Origin of the sequence: Olivibacter sp. EAT-5, from assembly GCF_044784325.1 — a bacterium.
GTDB lineage: Bacteria > Bacteroidota > Bacteroidia > Sphingobacteriales > Sphingobacteriaceae > Olivibacter > Olivibacter oleidegradans.
In genome coordinates this window covers 1,091,569-1,116,091 of record NZ_CP173028.1, presented here as the reverse complement: position 1 = coordinate 1,116,091, position 24,523 = coordinate 1,091,569, and the positions used below count along the sequence as shown (strand labels likewise).

27 protein-coding genes are annotated in these 24,523 nt (G+C 39.8%); 14 read left to right on the top strand and 13 right to left on the bottom strand.

From position 1 onward, the window contains the following. The first annotated feature begins 106 nt into the window (after window positions 1-106). From ACH11B_RS04570 to ACH11B_RS04550, 5 genes are all read left to right on the top strand, one after another. Entirely contained in the window at window positions 107-319 is a 213-nt protein-coding gene (locus ACH11B_RS04570; protein ID WP_404274008.1) for a hypothetical protein, read from the top strand. 124 nt (window positions 320-443) lie between these two features. After that, entirely contained in the window at window positions 444-1,076 is a 633-nt protein-coding gene (locus ACH11B_RS04565; RefSeq protein WP_130854937.1) for a hydrolase, read from the top strand. 94 nt (window positions 1,077-1,170) lie between these two features. Then, a complete protein-coding gene (locus tag ACH11B_RS04560; protein ID WP_149105046.1) occupies window positions 1,171-2,109 on the top strand; it encodes an AraC family transcriptional regulator in 939 nt (312 codons plus the stop codon). Window positions 2,110-2,327: 218 nt separating this feature from the next. After that, window positions 2,328-2,921, top strand: a complete 594-nt coding sequence (locus tag ACH11B_RS04555) for a Crp/Fnr family transcriptional regulator (RefSeq protein ID WP_130854939.1) — start codon at window positions 2,328-2,330, stop codon at window positions 2,919-2,921. Window positions 2,922-3,010: 89 nt separating this feature from the next. Further along, complete coding sequence (locus tag ACH11B_RS04550) at window positions 3,011-3,964, top strand: hypothetical protein (protein WP_377611864.1); 954 nt, start codon at window positions 3,011-3,013, stop codon at window positions 3,962-3,964. An 86-nt stretch (window positions 3,965-4,050) separates the two neighbouring features. Here the strand turns inward: ACH11B_RS04550 and ACH11B_RS04545 are convergent, their stop codons facing one another. Next, window positions 4,051-4,938 (bottom strand): helix-turn-helix domain-containing protein, encoded by an 888-nt coding sequence (locus ACH11B_RS04545; RefSeq protein ID WP_377611862.1) that lies wholly within the window; start codon window positions 4,936-4,938, stop codon window positions 4,051-4,053. A gap of 45 nt (window positions 4,939-4,983) precedes the next feature. After that, the gene (locus ACH11B_RS04540; RefSeq protein WP_377611860.1) at window positions 4,984-5,724 is read right to left on the bottom strand and encodes an SDR family oxidoreductase; all 741 of its coding nucleotides are present in this window, start codon (window positions 5,722-5,724) and stop codon (window positions 4,984-4,986) included. A 295-nt stretch (window positions 5,725-6,019) separates the two neighbouring features. On the opposite strand from ACH11B_RS04540, the gene ACH11B_RS04535 reads away from it, so the two are divergent. Then, window positions 6,020-6,619 (top strand): nucleosidase, encoded by a 600-nt coding sequence (locus tag ACH11B_RS04535; RefSeq protein ID WP_377611858.1) that lies wholly within the window; start codon window positions 6,020-6,022, stop codon window positions 6,617-6,619. A 15-nt stretch (window positions 6,620-6,634) separates the two neighbouring features. Beyond that, on the top strand, window positions 6,635-7,255 hold the full coding sequence (locus ACH11B_RS04530; RefSeq protein ID WP_377611856.1) for a class I SAM-dependent methyltransferase: 621 nt from the start codon (window positions 6,635-6,637) through the stop codon (window positions 7,253-7,255). Between the two features lie 55 nt (window positions 7,256-7,310). Here ACH11B_RS04530 and ACH11B_RS04525 read toward each other — a convergent pair whose 3' ends face one another. After that, window positions 7,311-8,360 carry a two-component regulator propeller domain-containing protein gene (locus ACH11B_RS04525; protein ID WP_377611854.1) on the bottom strand — a complete coding sequence of 350 codons (1,050 nt, stop codon included), beginning with the start codon at window positions 8,358-8,360 and terminating at the stop codon, window positions 7,311-7,313. A gap of 184 nt (window positions 8,361-8,544) precedes the next feature. Between ACH11B_RS04525 and ACH11B_RS04520 the strand changes: the two genes are divergently transcribed. Beyond that, window positions 8,545-9,993, top strand: coding sequence for an RNA-binding domain-containing protein (locus ACH11B_RS04520; protein WP_377611852.1), 1,449 nt, complete (start codon window positions 8,545-8,547; stop codon window positions 9,991-9,993). A gap of 20 nt (window positions 9,994-10,013) precedes the next feature. Here ACH11B_RS04520 and ACH11B_RS04515 read toward each other — a convergent pair whose 3' ends face one another. Together ACH11B_RS04515 and ACH11B_RS04510 are read right to left on the bottom strand one after the other, a co-directional pair. Continuing rightward, on the bottom strand, window positions 10,014-10,766 hold the full coding sequence (locus ACH11B_RS04515; RefSeq protein ID WP_377611851.1) for a carboxypeptidase-like regulatory domain-containing protein: 753 nt from the start codon (window positions 10,764-10,766) through the stop codon (window positions 10,014-10,016). A gap of 38 nt (window positions 10,767-10,804) precedes the next feature. Beyond that, complete coding sequence (locus tag ACH11B_RS04510) at window positions 10,805-11,293, bottom strand: hypothetical protein (protein ID WP_377611849.1); 489 nt, start codon at window positions 11,291-11,293, stop codon at window positions 10,805-10,807. Between the two features lie 162 nt (window positions 11,294-11,455). Here ACH11B_RS04510 and ACH11B_RS04505 point away from each other — a divergent pair, with 162 nt between their 5' ends. Then, a complete protein-coding gene (locus ACH11B_RS04505; protein ID WP_377611847.1) occupies window positions 11,456-12,742 on the top strand; it encodes a 6-bladed beta-propeller in 1,287 nt (428 codons plus the stop codon). 65 nt (window positions 12,743-12,807) lie between these two features. Beyond that, window positions 12,808-13,839 carry a S41 family peptidase gene (locus tag ACH11B_RS04500; protein WP_377611845.1) on the top strand — a complete coding sequence of 344 codons (1,032 nt, stop codon included), beginning with the start codon at window positions 12,808-12,810 and terminating at the stop codon, window positions 13,837-13,839. Between the two features lie 65 nt (window positions 13,840-13,904). Here the strand turns inward: ACH11B_RS04500 and ACH11B_RS04495 are convergent, their stop codons facing one another. Further along, on the bottom strand, window positions 13,905-14,354 hold the full coding sequence (locus ACH11B_RS04495) for a GyrI-like domain-containing protein (RefSeq protein WP_377611843.1): 450 nt from the start codon (window positions 14,352-14,354) through the stop codon (window positions 13,905-13,907). 75 nt (window positions 14,355-14,429) lie between these two features. On the opposite strand from ACH11B_RS04495, the gene ACH11B_RS04490 reads away from it, so the two are divergent. Then, window positions 14,430-15,182, top strand: coding sequence for an ATP-binding protein (locus ACH11B_RS04490; RefSeq protein ID WP_377611841.1), 753 nt, complete (start codon window positions 14,430-14,432; stop codon window positions 15,180-15,182). A gap of 386 nt (window positions 15,183-15,568) precedes the next feature. On the opposite strand, the gene ACH11B_RS04485 is transcribed toward ACH11B_RS04490, so the two are convergent. Continuing rightward, on the bottom strand, window positions 15,569-15,853 hold the full coding sequence (locus tag ACH11B_RS04485) for a hypothetical protein (protein ID WP_130854959.1): 285 nt from the start codon (window positions 15,851-15,853) through the stop codon (window positions 15,569-15,571). A 71-nt stretch (window positions 15,854-15,924) separates the two neighbouring features. On the opposite strand from ACH11B_RS04485, the gene ACH11B_RS04480 reads away from it, so the two are divergent. Next, the gene (locus ACH11B_RS04480; protein WP_130854960.1) at window positions 15,925-17,289 is read left to right on the top strand and encodes a Fic family protein; all 1,365 of its coding nucleotides are present in this window, start codon (window positions 15,925-15,927) and stop codon (window positions 17,287-17,289) included. 139 nt (window positions 17,290-17,428) lie between these two features. On the opposite strand, the gene ACH11B_RS04475 is transcribed toward ACH11B_RS04480, so the two are convergent. Both ACH11B_RS04475 and ACH11B_RS04470 read right to left on the bottom strand, forming a co-directional pair. After that, the gene (locus ACH11B_RS04475) at window positions 17,429-18,148 is read right to left on the bottom strand and encodes a hypothetical protein (protein WP_377611839.1); all 720 of its coding nucleotides are present in this window, start codon (window positions 18,146-18,148) and stop codon (window positions 17,429-17,431) included. A gap of 81 nt (window positions 18,149-18,229) precedes the next feature. Continuing rightward, the gene (locus ACH11B_RS04470; RefSeq protein ID WP_377611837.1) at window positions 18,230-18,379 is read right to left on the bottom strand and encodes a hypothetical protein; all 150 of its coding nucleotides are present in this window, start codon (window positions 18,377-18,379) and stop codon (window positions 18,230-18,232) included. 5 nt (window positions 18,380-18,384) lie between these two features. Between ACH11B_RS04470 and ACH11B_RS04465 the strand changes: the two genes are divergently transcribed. Next, on the top strand, window positions 18,385-18,519 hold the full coding sequence (locus tag ACH11B_RS04465; RefSeq protein ID WP_130854962.1) for a hypothetical protein: 135 nt from the start codon (window positions 18,385-18,387) through the stop codon (window positions 18,517-18,519). Between the two features lie 176 nt (window positions 18,520-18,695). Here ACH11B_RS04465 and ACH11B_RS04460 read toward each other — a convergent pair whose 3' ends face one another. The 4 genes from ACH11B_RS04460 to ACH11B_RS04445 all read right to left on the bottom strand — a co-directional run bounded on the left by ACH11B_RS04460 (window position 18,696) and on the right by ACH11B_RS04445 (window position 23,053). Further along, window positions 18,696-19,847, bottom strand: a complete 1,152-nt coding sequence (locus ACH11B_RS04460) for an HpaII family restriction endonuclease (protein WP_377611835.1) — start codon at window positions 19,845-19,847, stop codon at window positions 18,696-18,698. Window positions 19,848-19,857: 10 nt separating this feature from the next. Continuing rightward, the gene (locus ACH11B_RS04455; protein WP_130854964.1) at window positions 19,858-21,096 is read right to left on the bottom strand and encodes a DNA cytosine methyltransferase; all 1,239 of its coding nucleotides are present in this window, start codon (window positions 21,094-21,096) and stop codon (window positions 19,858-19,860) included. A 621-nt stretch (window positions 21,097-21,717) separates the two neighbouring features. Next, a complete protein-coding gene (locus ACH11B_RS04450) occupies window positions 21,718-22,158 on the bottom strand; it encodes a hypothetical protein (protein ID WP_377611833.1) in 441 nt (146 codons plus the stop codon). Window positions 22,159-22,336: 178 nt separating this feature from the next. After that, window positions 22,337-23,053, bottom strand: a complete 717-nt coding sequence (locus ACH11B_RS04445; protein ID WP_130854966.1) for a response regulator transcription factor — start codon at window positions 23,051-23,053, stop codon at window positions 22,337-22,339. 282 nt (window positions 23,054-23,335) lie between these two features. Here ACH11B_RS04445 and ACH11B_RS04440 point away from each other — a divergent pair, with 282 nt between their 5' ends. Further along, window positions 23,336-24,517: a hypothetical protein gene (locus ACH11B_RS04440; protein WP_130854967.1), complete on the top strand. Its 1,182-nt coding sequence runs from the start codon at window positions 23,336-23,338 to the stop codon at window positions 24,515-24,517. Window positions 24,518-24,523 lie beyond the last annotated feature (6 nt).

Below are 24,523 nucleotides of genomic sequence, written 5' to 3'. Positions count from 1 at the left end.
TAAGGAAGATCAGATCAGAATCTGGGATAACCATGTTTGACCTTATCGAAGGCCATATCGTCTACATCAAAGTCCTTTCATCCAGGTGATTTCTTGAAGTAGTTAAATGGACAGGAATTTTCAGATCGCCAATTTTGTGTCAGACCCGGCGTCGATCGGAAGATATGGAGGATCGATCGTCTATGGCGCTCAAAGCTACCGGAGCATCGCGCCCGCAGCCTTGCCGGTCATACCGGAATGGTCGCCCTTCATCAATGATATCATCGATGCACACCGGGACGGTTTTTTTATGAGTTATCAGGCACAATTCAAGTTTTAAGAAATATGAAAAATATGAAGAACGATCTGGCCGGGCCGGCTTTCTTTAACAATGCAAACAGCGGAAAAACCGCAGCGATCACAGAACTGAACAAATATTTATTAACCATTTAATTATTCATACCATGAGCAGTATTACACCCATCCGCGATCCGAAGAACGATCATCTGATTACACCTGAAAATTCAGCATTGATCCTGATCGACTACCAGCCCCTTCAGGTCAATTCCGTAAGGTCGATGGACCATGAACAATTGGTCAAAAACATCGTCACCGTGACGAAACTTGCAAAAGGATTCAATCTGCCGATTATCCTGACCACAGTTAATGTGGAAAGCGGCATTAACAAACCGACGGTGAAGCACCTTAAAGAGATCTTACCCGACGTGCAGGAGATCGACCGCACGACGGTCAATTCCTGGGAGGACAAGGAATTTCAGGAAGCTGTAAAATCCCTCGGCAAAAAGAAGCTCGTCATTTGCGCATTATGGACGGAGGTTTGTCTGTGCTTTCCGGCGCTGGATCTTCTTAAAGAAGGTTATGAGGTGTATACCATTGTCGATGCGATAGGCGGAACCTCGACTATTGCGCACGAGGTTGCCCTGCGCCGGATGGAGCAGGCGGGCGTTCAATTATCTTCCGTTACCCAGTTTGGCTGTGAACTGCAAAGAGACTGGAACCGCCTAGAGACCAAGCAGGTATTTTTCGATAATTTAATGGAGAACGGCTCCTTTTTTGTGGAAACACTTCGCTGGTAGAACCTGCGACCAAAACCTTTCAGACCAGGTCCGCGGGCCTGGTCTGCTTTTGATATACACGTCTGATCAGACGACAAATGATAGGGGGGTCTAAATGAAAATCATCAGTACCATATCCGACAAACATCGTCTGCTGTCCTTACCTGATCCGCTTCACCCTTTGATCAGCGTCGTTCGGATAGCGGATGTCCGTGCGGCGGCCGATTCAGTCTTGGAACGTTTTTCCTTGAATTTTTACTGCATCGCTTTGAAAAGGAATGTTAAAAGTAAAATGCAGTATGGTCAGCAGCAATACGATCACGATAAAGGGATACTGACCTTCCTGGCGCCCAAAAAAATCCTTTCGCTGGACGGTCCGCCGGTTTACGAGGTTGGTGAAGATGTCGGTTACGCGCTATTTTTTCACCAGGATTTCCTATATAGCTTCCCGTTGGCTACCAAGATCAAAAACTACGGATTCTTCTCCTACGTATCCAGTGAAGCGCTTCACCTTTCGGAAAAGGAAGAGAAGTACATCGCAGAGATTTTTTTAAAGATCGAAGAGGAGTATCAGCATCTGGATGAACACTCACAGGAGGTCATCATCGCACAAATAGAATTGCTGCTGAGTTACAGCAACCGGTTTTATGAGCGACAGTTCGTCACACGTAAAACGGTCAATCATGCCGTGATCACTAAGTTAGACCTAATCATGAATAATTACTTCGACAAAAAGCTCGCCTTAAAATCCGGTATACCCACAGTCGAGTATATAGCTGCCTGCCTTAACCTTTCGCCGCATTATTTCAGCGATCTGCTCCGGTCGATAACCGGTCAGGGGGCACAGTATCATATTCAGGAGAAGCTGATTGACAGAGCCAAAGAGTATCTGTCCGTCACGGATCTGACGGTCTCGGAGATCGCTTACCAGCTAGGGTTCAAACACCCGCAGTCGCTCAATAAGTTATTCAAGAGGAAAACCAGCACATCACCATTAGAATTCCGAAGGAACTTAAATTTAACACCGAATTTGTTTTTGCACGGGCAAACGTGAAGGACCTTGATCAGCTACCTGTCCTGGAAGAGCGACCGGCCATATTAACTGCCTCTATCCTGCAACGGCAGTGTTTCCCGAAAAAAAAGCCGGTCAATTTCATTTTTTACCATATGGTAAGCAGATTAAAATAATAGTTTACAAGATTTGTAAGGCCATTCCCAATTTCTGAACAATGGGTAAAAATTGTAAGACTTAACATATTCAATCCGATCGCGATGTTCGAAAATATACTTCTTAATGTCAGCAGGTACATCACATTGACGGATGATGAAAAAGAAACCTTCACCAGCTTATTAGAGCGAAAAATGGTTCCGCGCAAGACCGTTCTGTTGCGAGCCGGCGATATATGTCAATTCGAGGGTTACATCGTTAAAGGATGTGCAAGAATCTACCACGTAGATTTTAATGGCTGTGAAATCATTCTCTCTTTTGCGGTTGAGGATTGGTGGATAAGTGACATCGCTTCGTTTCATGAGCGAAAGCCGTCAACGTTTTTCATCGAAGCGCTTGAAAAGACAGAGCTTCTGATGCTTAGTCGCCGGAGCAAGGAAAGGCTCCTTCATGAGATACCGAAATTTGAGCATGTTTTCCGAATGCTTGTTCAGCGAAATCTATGTACGATCCAGAACAGGCTGGTAAGTGCAATCGGTAAGTCAGCGATGGAACGATATGTTGAATTCGTTACCCTGCATCCAACTGTTCCGTCGCGAGTTCCGCAATATCACATTGCATCCTACATAGGTGTCTCGCCTGAGTTTATCAGTATCATCAGAAGACGGCTGGCATCTAAAACAGACCCGACCCCTTAAGCCGGATACTGTTGTATCATCCTTAGCTATGAACGTTCTTTCCGGATTTTTAAAGGACTTGCCCATTGATCAATTATTAACATACAGTAATGACACGCATTCAACTAAGCTATTTGTCGATCATACTATCGATAACATATTTCGGGACACGGGCGAGCGCGCAGGTCTTTGAAAAAACACCCGTGCTGCATGGCGACTCGGTCGTTTTTCCCATCACGCTTATAAACGGCTACCCGTTCATCTCAGGAGCGGTAAACGGTGTAAGTGGCAAGTTTATGTTCGATACAGGCTACAGAACGTCCATATCGTTAAATGATAACCTTATCGATCTCCCCAACAAAAAAACGAAGAGCACCGGTATCACCGGCAGCGGGCATGATTTCAAGATCAATACGAACGACACCGTTAGGGAAATCAGATTCACGAACGGTGTTATCTATCGAAATCTTGAGAATATCAGCAGCGGAAACTATGATTTCCTACAGAACTATATCACACCTGATTGCCTGGGCTACATAGGCCATGATTTCTTTACCGGCTATCTGTTTAAGCTAGACTATATCCACAGAAAGGTCACCTTCTATAAAAGCTCTGCTGAACGTAACCAACGCAAGGATTTTCTGAAGGAAGAACAAGTATTGGCTGTTATCAATTTTGAGAACAGAAAGTTGCCGAATCACCCGATGGTCAGACTATCGATAGACGGGATCAGCGTTTTAGGGGCATTTGACACAGGCCAGAACGGCTTGTTGCAATTGGATGAACCATCCGGTAAGATATTGAAAGGCCGCGGTTCCGTTCAAATTTCCGGTACTGACAGTGGCGGCGATACATTATTGACCATAAAGAATCTGATCATCGACGGAAAATATAAATTCACATTAAAAGGTGTAGAACTCTCTTCTCTGAAAGGCACGCAGGTTATCAGAAGAGAGCTGGCAATAACCGAACCGAACCTGATGAATTTAGGGTATCGCTTCTTATCGCAATTTAAAACAGTATGGGATTACGCCAATTCCAAGATTTACTTACTGGAATACTGAAATAGACCAGTCGACCTATCGTAAGTAGTTGAGAAAAGATAGAGCACAAATTGGAATATTAAAGAACGGAATTGATACGACAGTTTTCAATTAAACGATTGCCTGAAGGCTAATGGCGAAAGCTTTGTTTTTATTTTAAACAATTTGCTGAACGATTGCGAATGTTCAAACCCTAATTCATAAGCAATTTCTGAAACCGATAAATTGGTTGTACATAACTTTTCTTTGGCTTTTTCTATGATAAAGTTCTGAATATATTGTTGCGTGTTCAACCCTGAAAGTGAACGCAACATATCGCTTAGATAACGTTGTGATAATTTTAATTGTGTACTGATATATTTAACAGATGGTAATCCATTTTTCAAACTGTTTTCTTTTTCAAAATAGCTGTTTAACAGTTTATCCAAAGAAGTTATGATATCATGATTGATTGCTTTTCTTGTGATAAATTGCCTAGCGTAAAACCGATGGCTATAATTCAATAACAGATCTATTTGCGATACCAACACATCTTGGCTAAAATGATCAATATTGTTGTCTAATTCATTGGCTATTGCAGCAAATAAATTGGCTATAATTTCTTTCTCTTTTGCCGACAAACACAGGGCTTCTGAAACATCGTAAGAAAAAAAACCGTATTGATTTATGGTGCTTCCCAATGGATAATGCCGTAAAAGGTCAGGATGAAAATACAAAGCAAAACCGTGGTAACTTTCTTTATCTTCCGGCGAATAAACTATTTGTTTGGGTTTCAAAAATGCCAATCCGCCTTCTTCAAAATCGTAATACCCTTGTCCGTATTTTGTTTGTCCCTTGAATGCGTGCTTAAAAGAGATTTTATAAAAATCAAGAACTAATTTTTGCCCTTTAGGAAGCATTTCAACCGAAACTTTATCGTAGTCAACCAAGGTGATCAACGGATGCAATGGTACAGGAAGCCCCAATGCCCGCGTTAATTGCGAGATGCTCTTCATATGATTTATGTTAGATTGCCCTTGCATTTTGTAGCTCTAATATAATCAATTTTGACGTGCCGGACGAATGACAATGTCGCCAACTTCAACATCTTTAGGCTGACTAATGGCGTAGATTACGGCATCAGCGATAGCTTCGGGACTTATCGCCAGTTCTTCAACAGTTTTAGAAATCGCTGTTTTCATTTCTGCCGTTTTTACGCTTTTTGCCGCGAAATCTGTTTTTATATATCCGGGCGATATTCCTGTAATTCGGATGCTTCCGTCCGACTCTTGCCGAAACGCTTCTGCGATAGTGCGGACCGCGTTTTTTGTTCCTGCATATACGCCTTGCATGGGCACTATATTTATACCCGAAGTCGAAATGATATTGACGATATGCCCCGATTGCTGTCTCTTAAAAACGGGAATTGCCGCTGCCATTCCGTATAAAACACCTTTTATGTTACTATCAATCATATTATCCCAACCGTCAGTGTCTAATTCGTCTATGCGACTGAGACGGGCCACACCCGCATTGTTCACTATAACATCCAATTTGCCATATCGTGTAACGGCTACATTTACCAACTGAACCAAATCTGCTTTATTACGTACATCTGTTTTTGTACATACAGCTTCACCTCCGTTCCTTTTAATTTTTTCAACAACCTTTTCCAAAGGCTCGGTATTCCTTGCACCTAAGACAACCTTTACACCATGCTCTGCCAATTTTATTGCTATGGCTTTACCAATTCCTACGCTTGCACCTGTAATGGCAACTACTTTGTCTTTAATATTTTGCATATTCGTTCTGATTTAATTCAGCTGTAAAATTCTTAATTGTCATCGCACGAAATGTAGCCCAATTGGTATTTGTTGTAGTTGAAAAGCGATAATTTCAAACAATCTCCGATTCCTTACCACATTTAAAATAATCAACTACAGAATATTCACGTTAAGAGAGAGGATTCGTATTTCAGGACGGAAAAATGGGTGGACAGTCAGGTGTTTTCCCTGCAGGTGCTTTGGTAACATTGTTGACCGAACAGTAGCACTAAAAGTTTAACTTTGTAGGATATTAATCCATTAAAAAGAATTGATGATTACCATAAACCCCAAATATGCTTTTCCTGTTGAGGATGTACTGTTTACGTTTGCACTGGCATCTGAAGCAGCCGATGTGTTTACGGATTACAAGCACCTAATATGCGGAATTGGCAAAGTAAATGCGGCTTATAACCTGATGAAAGCCATACAGCAGGAAAAACCGAAATTGATTGTCAATTTAGGTTCTGCCGGAAGCAACCATTACAAAAAAGGCGACATCGTCTGCTGCACCAAATTCATACAACGGGATATGGACGTTAGAGGATTGGGATATGAGCAGTACGAAACGCCCTTGTCGGGATTGCCTCCAATCCTTGAATATGGTTTGCAGATGGACGGACTACCCGAAGCCGTTTGCGGAACGGGAGATAATTTTGAAATGGCACATTCCACTACTATTTACAATGTGGTGGATATGGAAGCCTACGCGTTGGCTCTTGTGGCAATGAAAGAAAATGTCCCTTTCCTCAGCCTCAAATACATATCGGACGGAGCAGACGGCAATGCGGCAGAAGACTGGACAGTACAGGTACACAAAGCCGCACTGGCATTTGGCAAAATACTAAAGCTGGGCAAACAGGATTTCCGGTAACATATAATGAGCAATATGGAAGAATTACATAAAAAACAGCATTGGGAAACGATTTATGAAACCAAAAGCCCCGAACAGGTAAGCTGGACACAGGAAGTACCGAAAACTTCACTGGATTTTATTCGTTCGTTCGGCGTAGATAAAACGGCTCGCATTATTGATATTGGCGGTGGCGACAGCAAATTGGTGGATCACCTGCTGAACAACGGTTATGAAAATATAACCGTTTTAGATATTTCAGCCAAAGCATTGGACAGAGCCAAAGCCCGCTTAGGCAACAAAGCCGAAAAAGTAAATTGGGTAATCAGCGACATTACCGAGTTTGAGCCCGAAATGGCTTTTGATATTTGGCACGACAGGGCAACATTTCATTTTCTGACAACCAAAGAACAGGTAGCAAAGTACCTCGATATTGCAAGGCAGAGCGTAAACGGTTATATGACCATTGGTACGTTTTCAACAAACGGACCAACAAAGTGTAGTGGACTGGATATACAGCAGTACGACGAGCAAACTTTGACAGCAGAACTCGAAAATGGTTTTGATAAATTAAAGTGCATTACGGAAGACCATACTACGCCATTCAATACCAAGCAGAATTTTTTGTTCTGCAGCTTTAAACGACAAGTGAATTAAATCAGAACTATTCGATGTACTATCTTGCAAAAGTTCGATCTGCTCATCTACAGTTTTAACCATCATAACGATACACACCGTTTAATGTGCCGAACCAAATACTTCCATCGTTCGCTTCCAGAATGCCAAAAATCATCCCGTCATTTGCTCTTATTATTTCGGGTAAGGTTGTATGGTCAGCTAATGACTCTACATTATAACGGGAAAGCGTCCAACCTTTTTGATTGTTAATACTTTGTAAGCCGGGTTTGGAACTTTGCGCTTTATCGCTTGCTGAACTCGTCCATATATTGCCTTTTCTATCTTCATACACATAGCCAACAAATTGCTTTGCGAAGTTGATAAATGTACTGCCGTTATAACGCCAAAGGCCATCCATTCCACCTAGCCAAATATTGCCCTTTTTATCTTCAATAATCGAACGGACATTTTTAAAAGGTTTGCCCCTGTGGGTCAAAACAGTAAATGTTTTTCCATCATAAATGAAGGTATTGCCTCTCGTAGCAAACCAGAACCTTCCCGCTTTGTCTTCAATAATCGAGCTAACTTCATTTTGGCGGCGTTCAAAAACCGTAACATTTTTTCCGGTTCCGTCTTCACGCATAACATCTCCGATTATCCTGTAATTTCGAAATGATTTTCCGTCATAACGGCTTGCTCCTCCATTAACACCAAACCAGATGTTACCTTTTTTATCTTCGTAGATAGTTCCAACTTCATTATTAAGAAGTCCATCCTTGGTTGTAAAATTATGAAAGGATTTTCCATCATATCGATAAACACCCGATCCAACAGAACCGAACCACAGGGTGCCTTTGTTATCTTCTAAAACAGAAAAGAAACGTGCCGAACTTACTTTACTGGTGATATTAGTAAACGATTTTCCGTCATATCGAAAAATACCATCAAATGCAGCAATCCAAATGTTTCCCTTTCTATCTTGTATGATATTACGCGTGATGTGGTTGGGGCCGCGGGAAGTGATAACATTTTCGGCCTCCAATCTGGAATTACCCGCTGGCTGCTCAATTCGGTTTTGTCCCGTACAGGAAGTGTAAAGAACAAACATTAAAAATGGTGCATATACCTGTATGTGTTTCATCATTTTATTTAATATCATATCCTACCTAATTGATTTACCGAAAATACCCTGACAGCTTTCACCCAAAGGAATCAATATTGTAAATAAAAATGTAAACTCTGTAAATTAAAACAAAGAAAAGTGGACAAGTTTTCTGCGCCATAAAGCAATAAACTTTAACTTTGTGACGAACCACCAAAATTCAATAATGACCAAAACCGAACTAATAAAAAAGCTAACTGATATCGAATGGGAAGACTTTGAAGTCAAAGAATCAAAAAGTGAATTACCTAAAAATATATGGGAAACCGTCAGTGCGTTTTCTAACACGGCCGGCGGGTGGATTGTTTTGGGCGTAAAGCAAAAAGGGAAGACCTATGAGATTGTTGGCGTTGGCAGTCCCGATAAGATAGAACAGGATTTCACCAACACCCTTCGCGGAGAAAAGTTTAATGCCAAGCTATTACCTCTTTGCAAAAAGTATCAGTTCGATGAAAAAGTGGTTTTAGCATTTTTTATTCCCGTTTCCAGCAAAAAACCAATTTATTATAATAACCCTGCCAACACATTTTTACGGACAGCCAGTGGTGATCAACGTGCGAGTAAAGAAGAGATAGATGCGATGTATCGCGATCAAGCTTTCGGAACCAGATCATCTGAAAGCGCAAAGGAATTTACTCTCGCTGATTTAGATATGACATCGGTTAAAGAGTTCAGGTCCTACTTAAGTAGAATTGACCCCACCCATCCATATAATAAATTGAGTGATGATATTTTCCTGCAGAAAGTGAGGATTACAGATAACGGAAATCTTACCTATTCGGGATTATTCTTTTTAGGGAGTAATGATGCTATACAAAAAGCCGTTCCAGATTTTCGGATCGATTACTTGGAAATTCCCGGTACCAGTTATAGTGATTCATCGGTGCGATATTCCTATAGATTAGATGAGCAAGAGAACTTGTGGCAATATTTTTTTGTTATTATGCGGCGTTTGCACAACGCTATTGATCTGCCATTTCAGATGGATAGTGAAGGGTTTGGTAGAGAAGATCAGCCACAGTTAAGTGCCTTAAGAGAGGCGTTGGTTAATATGCTGATGCACGCCGATTATTTCAGTCCGATGAAATCCAGAATTAGGGTTTTCAAGAACCGTATAGAATTTCTTAACGCAGGGGCATTACCTCAAGACTTGGAGATGATCCGTAGTGGAGATATGTCATTGCCAAGAAACCCTATTTTGGCGAAACTGTTTCGAGTAGTCAATCTAGCTGAGAATGCCGGATACGGATTTGATAAAATGGAAGAAGGCTGGAAACATTATACCGATACCGCTCCAATTTTTGAACAAGGTACCAATTTTACAAAAGTGGAATTTTGGTTGTCTGCAAAAGAGATTCAAGGTGGTCAGAAAGGTGGTCAGAAAGGTGGTCAGAAAGGTGGTCAGAAAGGTGGTCAAACAGAACCATTAACAAGTAGGCAAGAAGAGGTCTTTTCGATGCTTAAAAAACGCAATACTATTGGAAGGAAAGAGATTGCAGAACAACTTCATATCAATGAATCGGCTGTACAGAAGCTTTTAGATGCTCTTAAAGATAAGGGGTATATTCAAAGGGAAGGGATGAAAGGCGGCTATTGGAAGATATTGAAGGAATAGAAGACAAATACCCGTCAACATCATTGTCCTCTTTCATCGTGCATTAATATCAGTGTCGTGTTATCCTGCGCTATTAAGCGTAAACTACGGTCCTTCGTCCGCTCAATTTTATAGGTAACGGTTTTGGTTATATTCTCCATCTGAGATGTTGGTTTAAGCGTAACAGTAAGCTCCGTATCCTTTCCTATGAGATACTTTGTTGGGATGGTTACGCGGCTATATCCAATAAAGTCAATAACGAAATAAAAATTTTGCGGATTTTCATAAACAATGGCATACGCGAAACCTTGTTTGTCTGCCATCATCAATGATAGTGGTTTTAATTCTGCGTTATATAACCCAATGTTCGCCTGAATGGGGTTCTTGGTTTCATCAGTAACCGTAACGGAAATTTGAGCTACTTTCTGGACCTTACGTTCCTTGCTGCTTGAGACGTAGGTGGATGTATCATATCGCTCGATACCATCATAAGTCAATACAAGTTGTCGTTTTAGTTTCTTGAATGTTCCCCAGCCAATTGTTTTCACAACGTCTCCCGCCTTTAAAGTGTCAACAAAAAGATTCTTATCGAAGTTCAATACGTATGAACAGTTTTTGTCACTTTTACTGGCTCGATAAGTTCCGGAGAATTCTTGCGCATACACGTTACCGCTTAAAAAGGCGCTCAATAGTATATATTTAATCAAGTTTTTAGCGATCTCCATTTTAGCTTCCAATTGTTTTGTTTGATACCGTTTGATCTTTTCCGATCGAAAAGAATGCTTTTCTTCCATCTATCCGATACGAAACAACTCCAAATAGTCGGAACCTCCTAATATCCTACAAAATAAGCGTCTCCCTCTTGGCTTTCTCCTTTAATTATGTACAAATCAAACGCCTTTATCTTTTGTCCTTCTACCCACATATACATTAAGTTATCTGTTCTAAACGCTACAGCGTATATATGATGCCTAACGCTTTTGTCAAACGGAACCCGGTGCAGTAAGTCAAGCTCATTATAAGGAATAATTTGTGTGCTGTCAGCGTCATACAATTTACTGTATTTTTTATTAATCAATTTGAGATGCTTTTTAAATAACCGCTTTCTCTCTTTCTGTGATTTTTCAGTATTTACACTATCGCGAAATAATCGGAAAGACATGTACTTATCCGCAATTTCATTTGCTTTATATGACTTGTTCACGAGCACTTCTTGTAAAAACGACCTAATGGTTGCTTTCTCTACCGTCTCTTGTCCGAAAGTTACATTGCACGACAGCGCAATAATCATAAAGAGAAGTAAAGGCTTCACTATTTTCATGTATTCATGGTTTATTATAAAAGATAAAGATCATTTGCCGCTTTTAAAAAATCAACTCAAAAATAAGAATCAACGTGTTGTTAATGAAGTGTTAAAGGCTTTGTTTTATTTCGGGTAAAATGGCGGAATGTATATTTTTATAAAAGAAGACCTAAATCAAATATGAAAAGGTTGAAGCTTTTGATCAGTATTTTATTTGTGGTTTTAACCCTGTATGGCAATAAGGGGATATCAGCAAACCCTTCAAACATAAATCCTATAAGCGATTCAATAGGTAATACAAAAGTAAATCATATCCCCGTCTTTGATCCGGATGCGGTAAAGGGAGTGGGTAACACTTCCGATTTTCTAGATTCGGTTACCTTTGTCATGCTTGAGACCACTCCGGAATCGAAGTTTTCCGAGATAACTCAACTCGAAATCACACCTAAATACTATATCATTTGGGATAAAGCAAATAATACTATATTGTATTTTGACAAAGGAGGACATTATTTGAAAAAAATAGCGAATACCGATCCAGACTTAGCTGTCCCTTTCAAAAAGATTGATCATTTTTCGATAAATACCAAAAGAAATGAACTGATTTTTAACGACGCCCATTCTTCTTATATGTATGTCTACACGCTGGATGGCACATATAAAAAGCATGTAAAAAAGCCTGCCTACCTCGGCATGAGTTATTATCAGCTGCACAATATAAGGCTGTATTTCCTGGGCTACAATGGAAATGGGTTCAGTGCGGCTGGGGTACCTGCAATGAATCTATTTGTGTTCAATGGAGATAAGAAGCCAAACACCTTTTTCCCCTTTGACAGCACCTTGGTGGATTATACCGATGTATATACCATTTCAACTAATTTCTATAACAATCAGGATGGTACAGTGAATTTTATAAAAGCATATGATTACAATGTGTATTCGATAGATACAACAGGCAAACTTAGTAAGACCTATCGGATCGATCTGCTGCCTGGTAAGGCTATTCCGGCAGATTTCATGTCGAACGTTGCTTATCGCGGAAAAAGGATGGCCTATACAAACACAAATAGTAAAGTGATATATTCAGTTGCCGATTTCTTTAAATCGGGGAAAACGGTTGTTTTTCGATTGATAAGCCATTTAGACAGACCATTGTTTGTTTACTATGGCACCTCGAAAAGGCTATTCTCTTTGTCGGATTACACTTCAGATAATGCTACTCACCTGCTCCCGGTTATCGAACAGGGAATCCATGCTGTTGATTCAGAGGGTCGATTTATATCTTCCATAAACGCTAAAACCCTATTTCAAATAAAGTCATATATGGATAATGAACCAAGTTGGTATCAATCCCTTCCTAGTTCTTTAAAGGCGTTTTACAACATCAATGATCATTCACAAAATCCGGTGTTGACACTACTTTCCATGCAAGAAAAAAACAATTGGAAAATCAATAGCTCGCTTTGACCTTGTTTTCCGGATCATAAGTCACTGTTAGAAAAGAAACTAATTAATCGCCAATACAATTATCTATGCAAGTATTTCCGTTAGCAAAATATCTACTCCTTATCGTTAGTTTGCTGAGTAGTTTATATTCACAGGCACAGCAGCATACGTTGCTAGATCGTATTATACGGCAAACCCAAGAAGGCTCGGTATATCGCAAACGACTATTATGGGATACCCTGAAACCTCAGATATATGCTGCCTATAATACGGCCGGAACGGATACATTAGTTGCGTTACGCGCTGCAGTAGGTTTAATGCTCGATAAACTTGATGATAATCATTCCTTTATACTTTATAAAGGAAAGTATATTGGACGGACGGGACGACGCAACACAATGGATCAGCTTAACCAGCAAACCAAAAACGCACTGAAAAAGCAGCTGGGCAGCCCGGTGCATACAGCAAAACTAGCCAACGGTATCGCATATATTAGTGTCCCCGGTATGCCTGCCGGTGCGAAGGACGGTCCCGACAAAGCGCACATCTTAGGGCAAAAGCTGCGCGATTCGCTTTGTTCCTTGGATCTCTCGTATTTAAAGGGTATCATTGTTGATTTACGTCTTAATACCGGCGGAAATATGTACCCGATGATAGGTGGCTTGGGGCCCCTATTAGGGGATGGAAATGCAGGATCCTTTATACGTGATGGGAAAATTTTAAGTACCTGGAGTATTAAGCGGAGTAACGTTTACTTAGGACGGAGAGCTTTCACTACGATAAATAACAATTGCAAGTCAAATAGGAAGTTGAAGATCGCTGTTTTGATAGGACCCGTTACAAGCAGCGCCGGTGAAGCAACCGCTATTTCATTCATCGGAAAGAAGAATGTAAAGTCGTTTGGAGAGCCAACTTCCGGCTTGATTACCGCCAATCAAATGATGGCCTTAGCGGCAGATGTTTATTACTACCTATCTGTTTCAACCGAGGCCGATCGGAATGGAAAAGAATATACAAAACCAATTCAGCCCGACGAGCTTATTATGGATGGTGACAATTTTGAAAATTTACATGCAGATCAAAAAGTTATTGCAGCATTAAAGTGGCTGGAAAATTAACGAAGAAATATGTTATTCATGCATTCAGCTGTTTAGCGTAAACAGCCTTAATTCCATGACCGATTCTACTCCTTTACTGAAAGATAAATATCAATCTCAGCATTTTCCCAGTTATGGCTTCTTTCATCGTAAACCTCAAAATCAAAGCCGAATTTCCGGTTGATATCTGAATTCCAAATCTTTTTCCAAGCCTCGGTAATGCAGCCTGTCATTTGGCCTTTGGCCATTTCCTTGTGATAGGTCTGTTCTGGAATGATCAATTCATCCAGATTTTCCGGAACTTGAGTGTCATTTGCTACTTTGCAGCCTATAAAATAGGAAAACAGTCCTTTTTCATCACTTTCATAGTCAAAGTAAACTGCATAAACAGCATCTGAAACTTTGCCAGGAATCTGATCTGCAATTTTTTTAACTTCAAATTTCTGCCATAGCTCGCCGCAATCTTTTCCCGATTGTTCGTTTTCATTTTTAGTCTTTCCTGGTAATCGGAGCCCTACGAGTTTAAATGATTTCATTTAATAATTCTTTGTGATTCGATAGACAAATATAATCAATGCTACTTTTATGGGCCCCATTCCCCCCCTCCATTTGTGGAAAAGCGTCGTTTAGTTTTTTATCAATTCATTTCGGTTACCGTATATCACAAAAGCTACGAAATCGGGAATCCGATCGAAGTACAGGTATGGCCAGATAAAATCGAAATATTAAGTTTTCCGGGGCCAATTCCACCCGTGGATGTTCAAATACTAAATCACCAAAGGCGGATAGTTGCCCGGGATTACCGAAATCGCCGTATCGGTGATTTTTTAAAAGAATTGGACCTTACTGAAGGACGAGGTACGGGTTTTCCGACCATATACCGCACTATGAATAAAAATGGTTCTCCTGATCCTATTTTTGAAACCGACGGCCAGAGCACCCATTTCCTGACTATTCTACCAGCTCGTCAAGAAAAAAATGACCAAGCTAGTAACCAAGCTGGTGTCGGAGTTAAAGATTTGGTATTTAAAGAATTAGGTGATGTTGTAGCTTTTTTCAAATTACCGAGTAACCAAGCTAGTAACCAAGCTAGTAACCAAGTTCAAGAGATAATCAATAGAACGGTACATGATAAAGTTGTCCCTATTTTAGGAACTGCTATGCAGTGGATTTCTAGCAGAGATTTGCTTACTCAAATAGGTCTTAGTGTACAATCCAAGAATAAAAACCGTTACCTAACTCCACTGCTTAAAATAGGCTGGCTTCAACTGGAATATCCTGAAAATCAAGCCCACCCTAATCAGCGGTATAAGATTACTGACGCTGGAAATAGGTATTTGGAGTTTGTGAAGTCGATAGGTTAGCTAATAAAGCCAACAATGAGGTATAAAGTTCGCTGATCTATATATTTTGATGGCCGAAAAGAAACCGAAACGGAATTTCTGCTGCTGTGACTTTAATAACTTCGGATTGATGAGCAATCGAAATATGAAAGATATCCGGTTCGCTCAAAATATCAGACTGATTAGGATATAAGAGAAGTACGCTGTTAAAGTCTACCTACGGTTTTAATAGCTTTGATTCCTTTTAGAAAAAGAAAGTACTGGCTTAAGTTTAGGCAAATACTACCTCTATCTATCGGCTGTATAAGCGCTTTGCTGATTATCATCAGTTTTTTCTCAAATAAACTTGGACAACCGAGACGTGCGAAAGTGGTTCATAAAGTTGTTCTGTTAACTATCTTTTGAGCTCACGGTTTGTGATCTCCATCCACATTAATTTTCTTGAATTGCCCCGGCGGCCTGAACTCCCAGTGATTGTGTTTATCGGCAACGATATAAACATGTTCATATGATGAAATTACATTTAATGGATGTGCACGATCGAAATAGAAACTTTTGACATCAGCCTCGTTAAAATAGTGATTAAAGTAATATACCTTATTGCGATCTCTCGCAAAAAAGAAATATTCAGGACCATCTATCACGTTGAACGTTTTGCTGTATTTGTTGTCGTGAAAGGTTATTCGCGACAAATTTATGTCGCAAAAATTGATTTTGCGACATAAAACAATTATTATTGTCGTAAAACTGTGGCGAATACTTGATGAATGCAACGGAACAATTAGACATAATCGTACAATCATTAGATGAAAATGGGCTATCCATCGATCAATTAATGGACAGGCTCCCTTTTCAAATTGAAAGGCGGACATTGCAACGACGATTAAAAAAGTTAGCGGACGATCATTTGATAATGATCACTGGGGGCTCGAGATCAACCAAGTATTTTCCCACCATTACCGAGGTACAAATACACAATGAAGACCGTTCCTCAAAACCAAAAGATGATATTCCGTTATCTATTGAAGGAAAAGATGTTTTAGCCCTAGTTACACGATCTGAGACAAAAAGAAAGCCAGTTGGGTATCAAACGGAATTTTTAGCCAACTACCGTCCTAATTTGGATAGTTACCTGACAAATGCAGAAAAAGAACATTTGGCACTGATCGGAAAAACACAGGGAGCTGCACAAGCAGCGGGAACTTATGCAAAGCAGATACTTGGTAGACTATTAATCGATCTATCGTGGAATTCCAGTCGTTTAGAGGGCAATACCTATTCTCTGCTGGATACCGAGATATTGATCCATGGTGGCAGACCTGCCGAGAATAAGTCTGCTAAAGAAACCCAAATGATATTGAATCACAAAGATGCGATTGAGTTTTTAGTTGAGGGAGCAGATGATGTGAGTTTCAATCGCTATACCATTTTAAATCTTCATGCTCTGCTCTCCAACAACCTGCTGTCCAATCCCGCGGCTTCAGGTAGATTAAGGGAGTTTGGTGTTGGTATAACAAATTCGGTGTTTACCCCCTTGGAAATACCCCAACTCATTTCTGAATTTTTTGATTTAATTTTAGAAAAAGCAAGGCAGATAAAAAATCCGTTTGAACAGTCATTATTTGTCTTAATACATTTGCCTTACCTTCAACCGTTTGATGACGTAAATAAGCGGGTTTCGCGTTTAGCTGCAAACATCCCATTAAACAGCAACAACCTTGCGCCACTATCCTTTGTCGATGTACCGGAAGAATATTATGTTCGAGGAATGCTAGGCATCTATGAATTGAATAGAATTGAATTATTCAAAGATGTTTTCATTTGGGCGTATGAGCGATCCGCAATGCGCTATGCTGCCATTAAACAGTCGCTTGGAGAACCTGACCCATTTCGCTTAAAATATCGAGAAGAGATGAGAGTTATTATCTCCAACATCGTTCGTAATGGAATAGGAAAAGAAGGGGCAGCGCTTTTCGTAAAAAAGGAGGCGGAAAAAATCCCAGAAAATGATCGCAACAAATTCATCGAAGCAATTGAAACGGAGATTTTAGCTTTGCATGAAGGTAATTTTGCACGTTTTCGGATATCGCCTTCAGAATTTAAATATTGGAAAAGTAATTGGAATTGATACTTAATCACCCTCGTAAGGATTAGGCGAGCACAAGAGCACTCGACAACCAAGTTTAAAATTCCGAAAAGAAAAGGATTTTCTAGAAGCAGGGGACATTGGAAAATCAACAATTTTAAACAATCTCCGATCCCTTTACCTATTTAAAATAATCAACCACGGGATATTCACGATAGGAGCGACGATCCGTATTTGTCCAGAATACCGATTTTTTTCCAAAAGCCTTTAGTAGTAATTCCTTAACCTTAATGGCTTGTTTACGTCCATCTTTTCCGGGACATGCTTTTTCCAGCACTTCGGGGGCGTAATACCGTAAGCGTTTGGTGCCATTTTTTGTTAACAGATCGAAGAAATAGGTGTGTAAATCATGCTGGCCTAATCGCTCTTCTGTTACCGTATTTCCCTTTTCGTCTGTTGTTACCTTCTTTATAGGTGGGCAGCCAGAACCATAGGAATTATCATCAGCCATTTTCCACGGATTAAGCTCCATTAACTGTCTCCAGATCTTTAGTCCATCCTTAACGGGTATTTCATGTACGGAAAAAAAAGGCCCGAATTTAGAGACGTTTTGGGGAAATTGTTTCTCACGGATAAAGTCACCAAGCGAATCAGGTAGGGCTTCATATCTAGGAAGATCATTGTGATCGTAATGATAAGTGAAAAAGCTTACCGTATCCCCCTTTTTGCTTACAATAAATACATTTTTTGGCTCTGCTGAAAAGGGAACGGATCCGCTGAAGATCAAGGTGCTATCCGCGTAACGAGTAAATACTTCTTCAAACTCATCTACGCGATGTTTAGTGGCCAACGTTGTTAATGGTAACGAAAGGGTTAATATCAGTATATGTAAAATTTGCATGGTTTTTTAACTAATGATGAATTACTAAACATTTTTCCATAATGTCAAGTGCTGCGAGAAGCGGGAAAATAAAACGGCCACCTAATTACATAAGGGCGTTCCGCTGTTTGGTTTGTCCTTACCTCCCATATAGTTTGACGATTTTTCTTCCATGCCCCGTCTGAAATGGTATATTTTAAGAATGGCGGAAATAGGAATATAAGTATTCGGGTCTAATTCTCGGTTACCCATAACAGGTGTGTGAATTGTCAGGAACGCTGGATATCGTGATCAAAAAATTCAGATTGGCTATTTTCATTGATGGCGAGTTCTGGCACGGTTACAACAGGGAGAAAAATAAACATCCGACGAAAAGCAATAAAGCTCTCTGAATAACCAAGATAGATCACAATATGTAGCTAAACCATATTAAAAAAGAACGACTACATGCCATGGGTTACACGGAATGAAGGAGTTGAAAAAGAACTTATCGAAGTTGGTCAATCAGGTAATGTTGTATGCAAAGAAGCAAAAAGAAACCGAATACCTTTTACAATTGATTCCCCTTTTAAGTGAACCTTACTTGAAGATTAATCTTATAATACAGTTTATTTTGCTCCTCATAAAGCCAACCATAGTAATATTTCTTTCCATTGCTTTTTGGAAATCCGGGATTTAATTCATCTTCTCCGGTAGAGGCCTGTTCAAACATTGTGTTGTTAAGAAGATAATTACTAAAAAGATTGAAGTCGTAAACATGGAAACAAACTATGTCGCCATCATTTTTTGCAATTATGACACCGCCAAATGAATCATATTCGCCTATCCAGGGAGTTTCTGCCGTCATACCCATAGCAGATTCGATTAAGAATCGTTTTATTTTACTTTCGTAAAATTTTTGGCCTGAGGTTTCACCTCCATAAAATTCCATGGGATCGTTGGCCTCTAAGAGTTCTGTGACTTTTTTTATCGATGGTTCCCTAAAAAACCATCGATAGTACAAGGCCCAAGCCATTACTTCTGGAAGATCTCCATCAACTATTTTTAGATTTTTCCAAAGTTTACGGGACTGAATATCTTTGAATTTTAAACGACATCCCATTCTATGGAGCTCATTAAGCCGATAAGTCAACCTAGATGTTTTGTTTGGTGATTTATAGGTGTTTTTGTTAAAATCAGTAAGGTCGCAATTTGATCTGTTTTCAACCTCATATATGAAATTATTACCTAATCCTGTATTGAACAACGTGGAATCATTTCCGAGCAGAGATTTTATACTAAATCCAAGGTCAGTTTCTTTAGCAAGACGGTGATCATAAATTCTTAATTTTATATCAGCTTTGGTGGATGAATCTGCTTTAAGTTTGGTGATCAGAAGATCTCTTTCTAATGATTCACCGATTGGATTTATAGGAAAGGTTTTCCCTTTTCCAGTTTTTATGCCTTTTAATATCTCTTTCGAAATAGTTGTAAACTCGTCTATTGATATAGTGGCAACATGCTCGGTGGCTGAATTGATTACTTTATAAATCGTAATGTCATCGGCCCTACGGAAATCGAGGCGATAATTCCGTTCGTCTTTATACGCAGTGACTATTTCATAGACATTGTCAGGATCTTTGTTAAGGGAAAAATCGGATTGAAAAAGCTTTCCATCAGCAATAACCTTTATCAATACATACAATTCGCTCCATTCTCCTTTATTTCCAACTAATGGCATAAGTACACTTTTAATTAGGTTGTTGCAGATTCAACTTTGCTAACAATTTTTCGGCCGTAGCTTGAATAGCTGGTACGGCAACCGAGTTTCCGAATTGTTTATAGGCTTGGACGTCCGATACACAAATCCTGTACGTGTCTGGAAAACCTTGCAGACGGGCCCACTCACGGGGAGTCATTTTCCTTATTCCTTCACGGTTTACTTCCCCTTTTATTTTGGTAACAGGGGTAAAGTTGCTAAGCCGTTCATCAATTATCAGATTTCGCTCTCTGCCCATACCGCCACATACAACGGCATTAGCAATACTATCATTTGGTATTATCTCAAATCCGAATCCATTGCCTTTGCTTTCGTGTCTCGCTTTATGCTCTTTTAAGGTTTTTAGGTATTGAGTTGATAAGTAGTATTTTACTGAGACCTCCTCCTTTTCAAGGATGTCTTCTATAGCGACCGGTTGATCCAACGGTTCAGGATATTCAAACTGATCAATTCCCAAATCTTTATGATAGCCAATAATGAAAATACGTTCTCTATTCTGAGGCACTCCGAAATCTTTTGCGTTGATAATCTGTGGATCTGGTACAAAATAGTTTAGATCGTCTCTCAATACGTTTAATATCGTATTTAACGTTCTTCCTTTGTCATGGTTTCTAAGTCCCTTTACATTTTCCAAGAAAAAGGCTTTAGGCTGATGACGCCTAATAATTTCAGCGACATCAAAAAAAAGTGTTCCACGTGTATCTTCAAATCCACCTCTTTTTCCGGCAATGGAAAATGCCTGACAAGGGAACCCGGCACAAAGAACATCGAAACGTTTTGGGATGAAGCCTTTGGTTGACTCTTTCGTGATATCACCAAAAGGCACTTCTCCAAAATTAAATTCATAAGTCCTTTTTGCGCTTTCGTCCCACTCGCTAGTAAAGACGCATTTACCCCCCAGATTTTGAAATGCCAACCGAAACCCACCAATACCTGCGAAGAGGTCTATAAAGGTAAATTTCGGTTTGTCAGGGGCAGGGAAAGGTATGTCCCATTTTATCGGAACTAATTTCTTTAACGGTACAGCTTGGATCTTTTCGTTTCCCTGTTGGATTTCCTGATAGTATGAAATGGCCCGTTCCGCATAATCGATTGTATCTTCCAACGCGAAGTTCTGCAAATAATGGGTTAGGATAGCTACATTTTCCGCAGATCCGTTCATCTTTTCGATATTAAGATGTTTCCTAAAGTCCGAATAATTGACTTTCATAAGTATTTCGATGATAACCGTTCAAATAGGTGAAAATATTAAAAGTACAAATATGCTAAAAAAATTAGTTTATTTGAAAAGAAAACGCTTTTCCTCAGGATAAAAGTAAAAAGATTCTCTCTGTGATAGGATCTTTGTGGAAACATTGGAACAATGTTGAAAAAATAGTTGGAAAATCAATATTCCGTGCAAAGAGCAGGCTTAATCAATTTACCCCGGGATATCAGGCACGTTTGGATCAAAATGGAACAATAGTTTATGCGTAAGCAGATTGTCTGTTTCCACGAGCCTACTTTTTATCAACGACTTGGTGCGTCTATGGTGATCCCCCCGATCTCTTTAATTTGCCTTACCGCATCTTACATTAAGTCTTGTTGACCAAATGACACATTGAAGTAGTTCACCGTATACCACGCGTTTGCAATCATGCTAGCCAAGAGCTGGTGCTTGTTCAACTCGGCAGTAGGTTTTTACAATAGAAGGGGCTAGAAAATTGAGACATAACAACTTTAAGTATATTTTCTGTTTATACTTGGTCGCCATAACTTTAATAGTCTTTATCAAATGGCGGTTCGAACCAAAGAACAACATCTGGTGTATATTTTAGAGAGAATGTGACTTCTACGTTCCTTTCAAAAATATTTTTACCTTCTTTTGTATAGCATTAAGTTTTGCCTTATACCGTTTTGCTGACGGGTTCTTAGCTTTTAATTGTTTCAACGTATTTTTGGTTACGAATATGGTGTCATATCTTATTTGATTCCGCCAAGGTAAACTTGCTCCTCTTTCCTTCTTAAATCCATTTGTTGCAACATTGGTTAGGGTGCCGCTGTCAATTAGAAGAATTTCTTTTATTTCTTTATTGTTGAAAACCGAGTTGAAATCTGTAAAAGCAGTTCCTTGCCTAATTTTTAAAGAGTCTAATGCGTTTTTATCCTTGTAGCCAATAAAATCTTTATCTACGATCCAAAAATAAGGGGCGCATGAGGCAACGGTTATGCTCGCGAATAGCGCTAATAGTAACCTGCACGAGCCAGCATGTTTGAATTTTTTATTTTTCATTCTTCTTGTAAAGTATCCTAAAATACAAATTATGGCATATTATCTCTCCCTTTTTCCATATAAACTGAAAAGAGACTAATGGGGGTGGCCATCATTTTGCTGGCATCAGCAAAATGAAGCACCCTGCATTACATGATAAAGTTTTCCTGGCAAACCAAATAACATCCGAAGCTGAATATTAAACCAAGCCAAAAGAAACGGCAAAGCGGATCAGTTCGGCCAAGCTCTTTATGTTCAGTTTGCGAATAATGTTCTTCCGGTGGTTGTTTACCGTGTGGATAGATATGAAAAGCAAATCCGAGATATAGTAACTGCTTTTTCCCTCCGCAATGAGGGCGATGATCTCCTTCTCGCGTTTACTTAGGGCATTGAACAGGTGAAAATGCTTCATGCAATAAGTACTCTGATCTGCCAAATAGTGGCAGCGGTTAGAAGCCTGTATCAAGCCGTCTGCAGGTAAAGACAAATGGAGCAACAGCCCTGCTTCTGCATTGAGGGTGCGTGTTGTGGTAAGATACCATTCATAGCGGCCTTTTGTTCCTGTTTTTACCCGTTGGTAAAAAGAAAATAAGCTTTTCGGATCTCCGAGTTGCAGGTAATTTACCAGCTGTTTGCGTAAAATCGAAATCTCTTCGTGCGGAAAAAATTGCTTAAAATATTCCGGCCCCATCAGTTTAAGCTCTTCCGATGAGTGGCGCAGCCTGTCGGCTCCGTATCGGTTCATATAAATATTTGTTAGGCTCTTGATGTTCTGTAACATTACACTGCCCGGCAAGTAATCACCAACCTCTTCCAACTTCAGTTTTCCTGCTTGCACTTCATTTACTAGCGCATACAACGGGGCTTGTATATGTTGCCCAATGTAGCGTGCGGGGATAGACTTTAGCGTGGCCATAGTGCGCGGTTTTAGATTGTTAACTTGTTGATTGTTAGCTATAAATATAAGTGTATAAATAAAAAGAAACAATACACAATTTTATAAAAATATAGCTTTTATTAGCATCTATGCGTTGGGGGTAACAATATTTGTACTTTACAAATGAACGAAGTGATAAACAATAAATGGCTACCAATAGCTATTTGAGAACATTAAATAAAGCAGGAGCTTTAATCAAGATTCAACCACTTATAAGTAAATACAACTAATCAGTATCAAAAGCAAAAACAACCGTCAAAAATGAATTTAGACGATTATCTCAACGAAAACCTCGGCGCAACGAACACTCCATCCAATTTATGGAGTACCCCTAAATTCAATGCAGTTACCGATATATTCGGAGGTATCGAAAATGTAGGCCCTATCATGGCAACTACCACTTGGCAAACCTTATTAGAATCACCCGATCTTAATCGCCGGCTTTATCCCAACGCCCTGAAACATGCTTCCTATCAGCCAGCGCTAAATCACCAACTGGAAAAATACTTGCTTTGTTTAGGTAATGGACAATATTGCCTTCTGGTGTTCGACCCTACAATGACTACGGATGACCCTATATACATTGATGCCTCTAAAGGCAATACCAAACAATCTATCCGATCAGGCTATGGTATCTGGAAATCAAAAATCGCGAGTACCGTAAATCATATGTATCTCCGCAATATGAATAACTTATATGGTTTCGGTAATCACAATCAGTCACTGGATAAATTCTCATATCCGTTTCAATCCATTTATAACCAAAACACGCTTGATTTGCTGGAATCCGATCTATTTGAATACAGCATCGATCAGATCGAATGGCCAATCATCGTATGCAAGCCACCCGAAAGGATTCTTTCCTGTTATCATCCGGATGAATCGCATGGTGTTGCGGTAAACAGCGATGGTTCATACAATTCATTGGCAGGCATTTACACACAGGATGTAAGTGGCGATTACGGTGCAACCGTTTGCTTGCATTGCTTCCCCAATTCGTATGTCGAAATAGGGAAAACCCAAGTTATCATACACGGCTTGCAAGGCATTGTGAAATCGGTCAACAATATTACAGACAGTTGTTTTGTGAAATTAGATTTAAATGAAAGCCAGATCACCCAGTACAAACCTTACAAGGGTCCCTTATTGGGTGTAACACCGCGCGAATTCGAAAGTTGCTTCTTTTATAACCGAGATGGCAAAAAGATAAAAAGCGAAGTGATCGGCTGGTCGCCAGACATCTTGAATTATGAACCCTACAATCAAGTCAAGGTACTTACCTCCCCACATACAAATCCAGGGGATTCAGGGACCGCGCTGATCGATAATAACGGAAACGTTTTAGGTTTCGCTTTTTATCGTACTGGCCTAGATGCTCTTAAACAGTTTTCTGCATGGATTTGGGCTGCGTCCGTATTCAAATCGCACAATTTAATCTCTTAATAACAA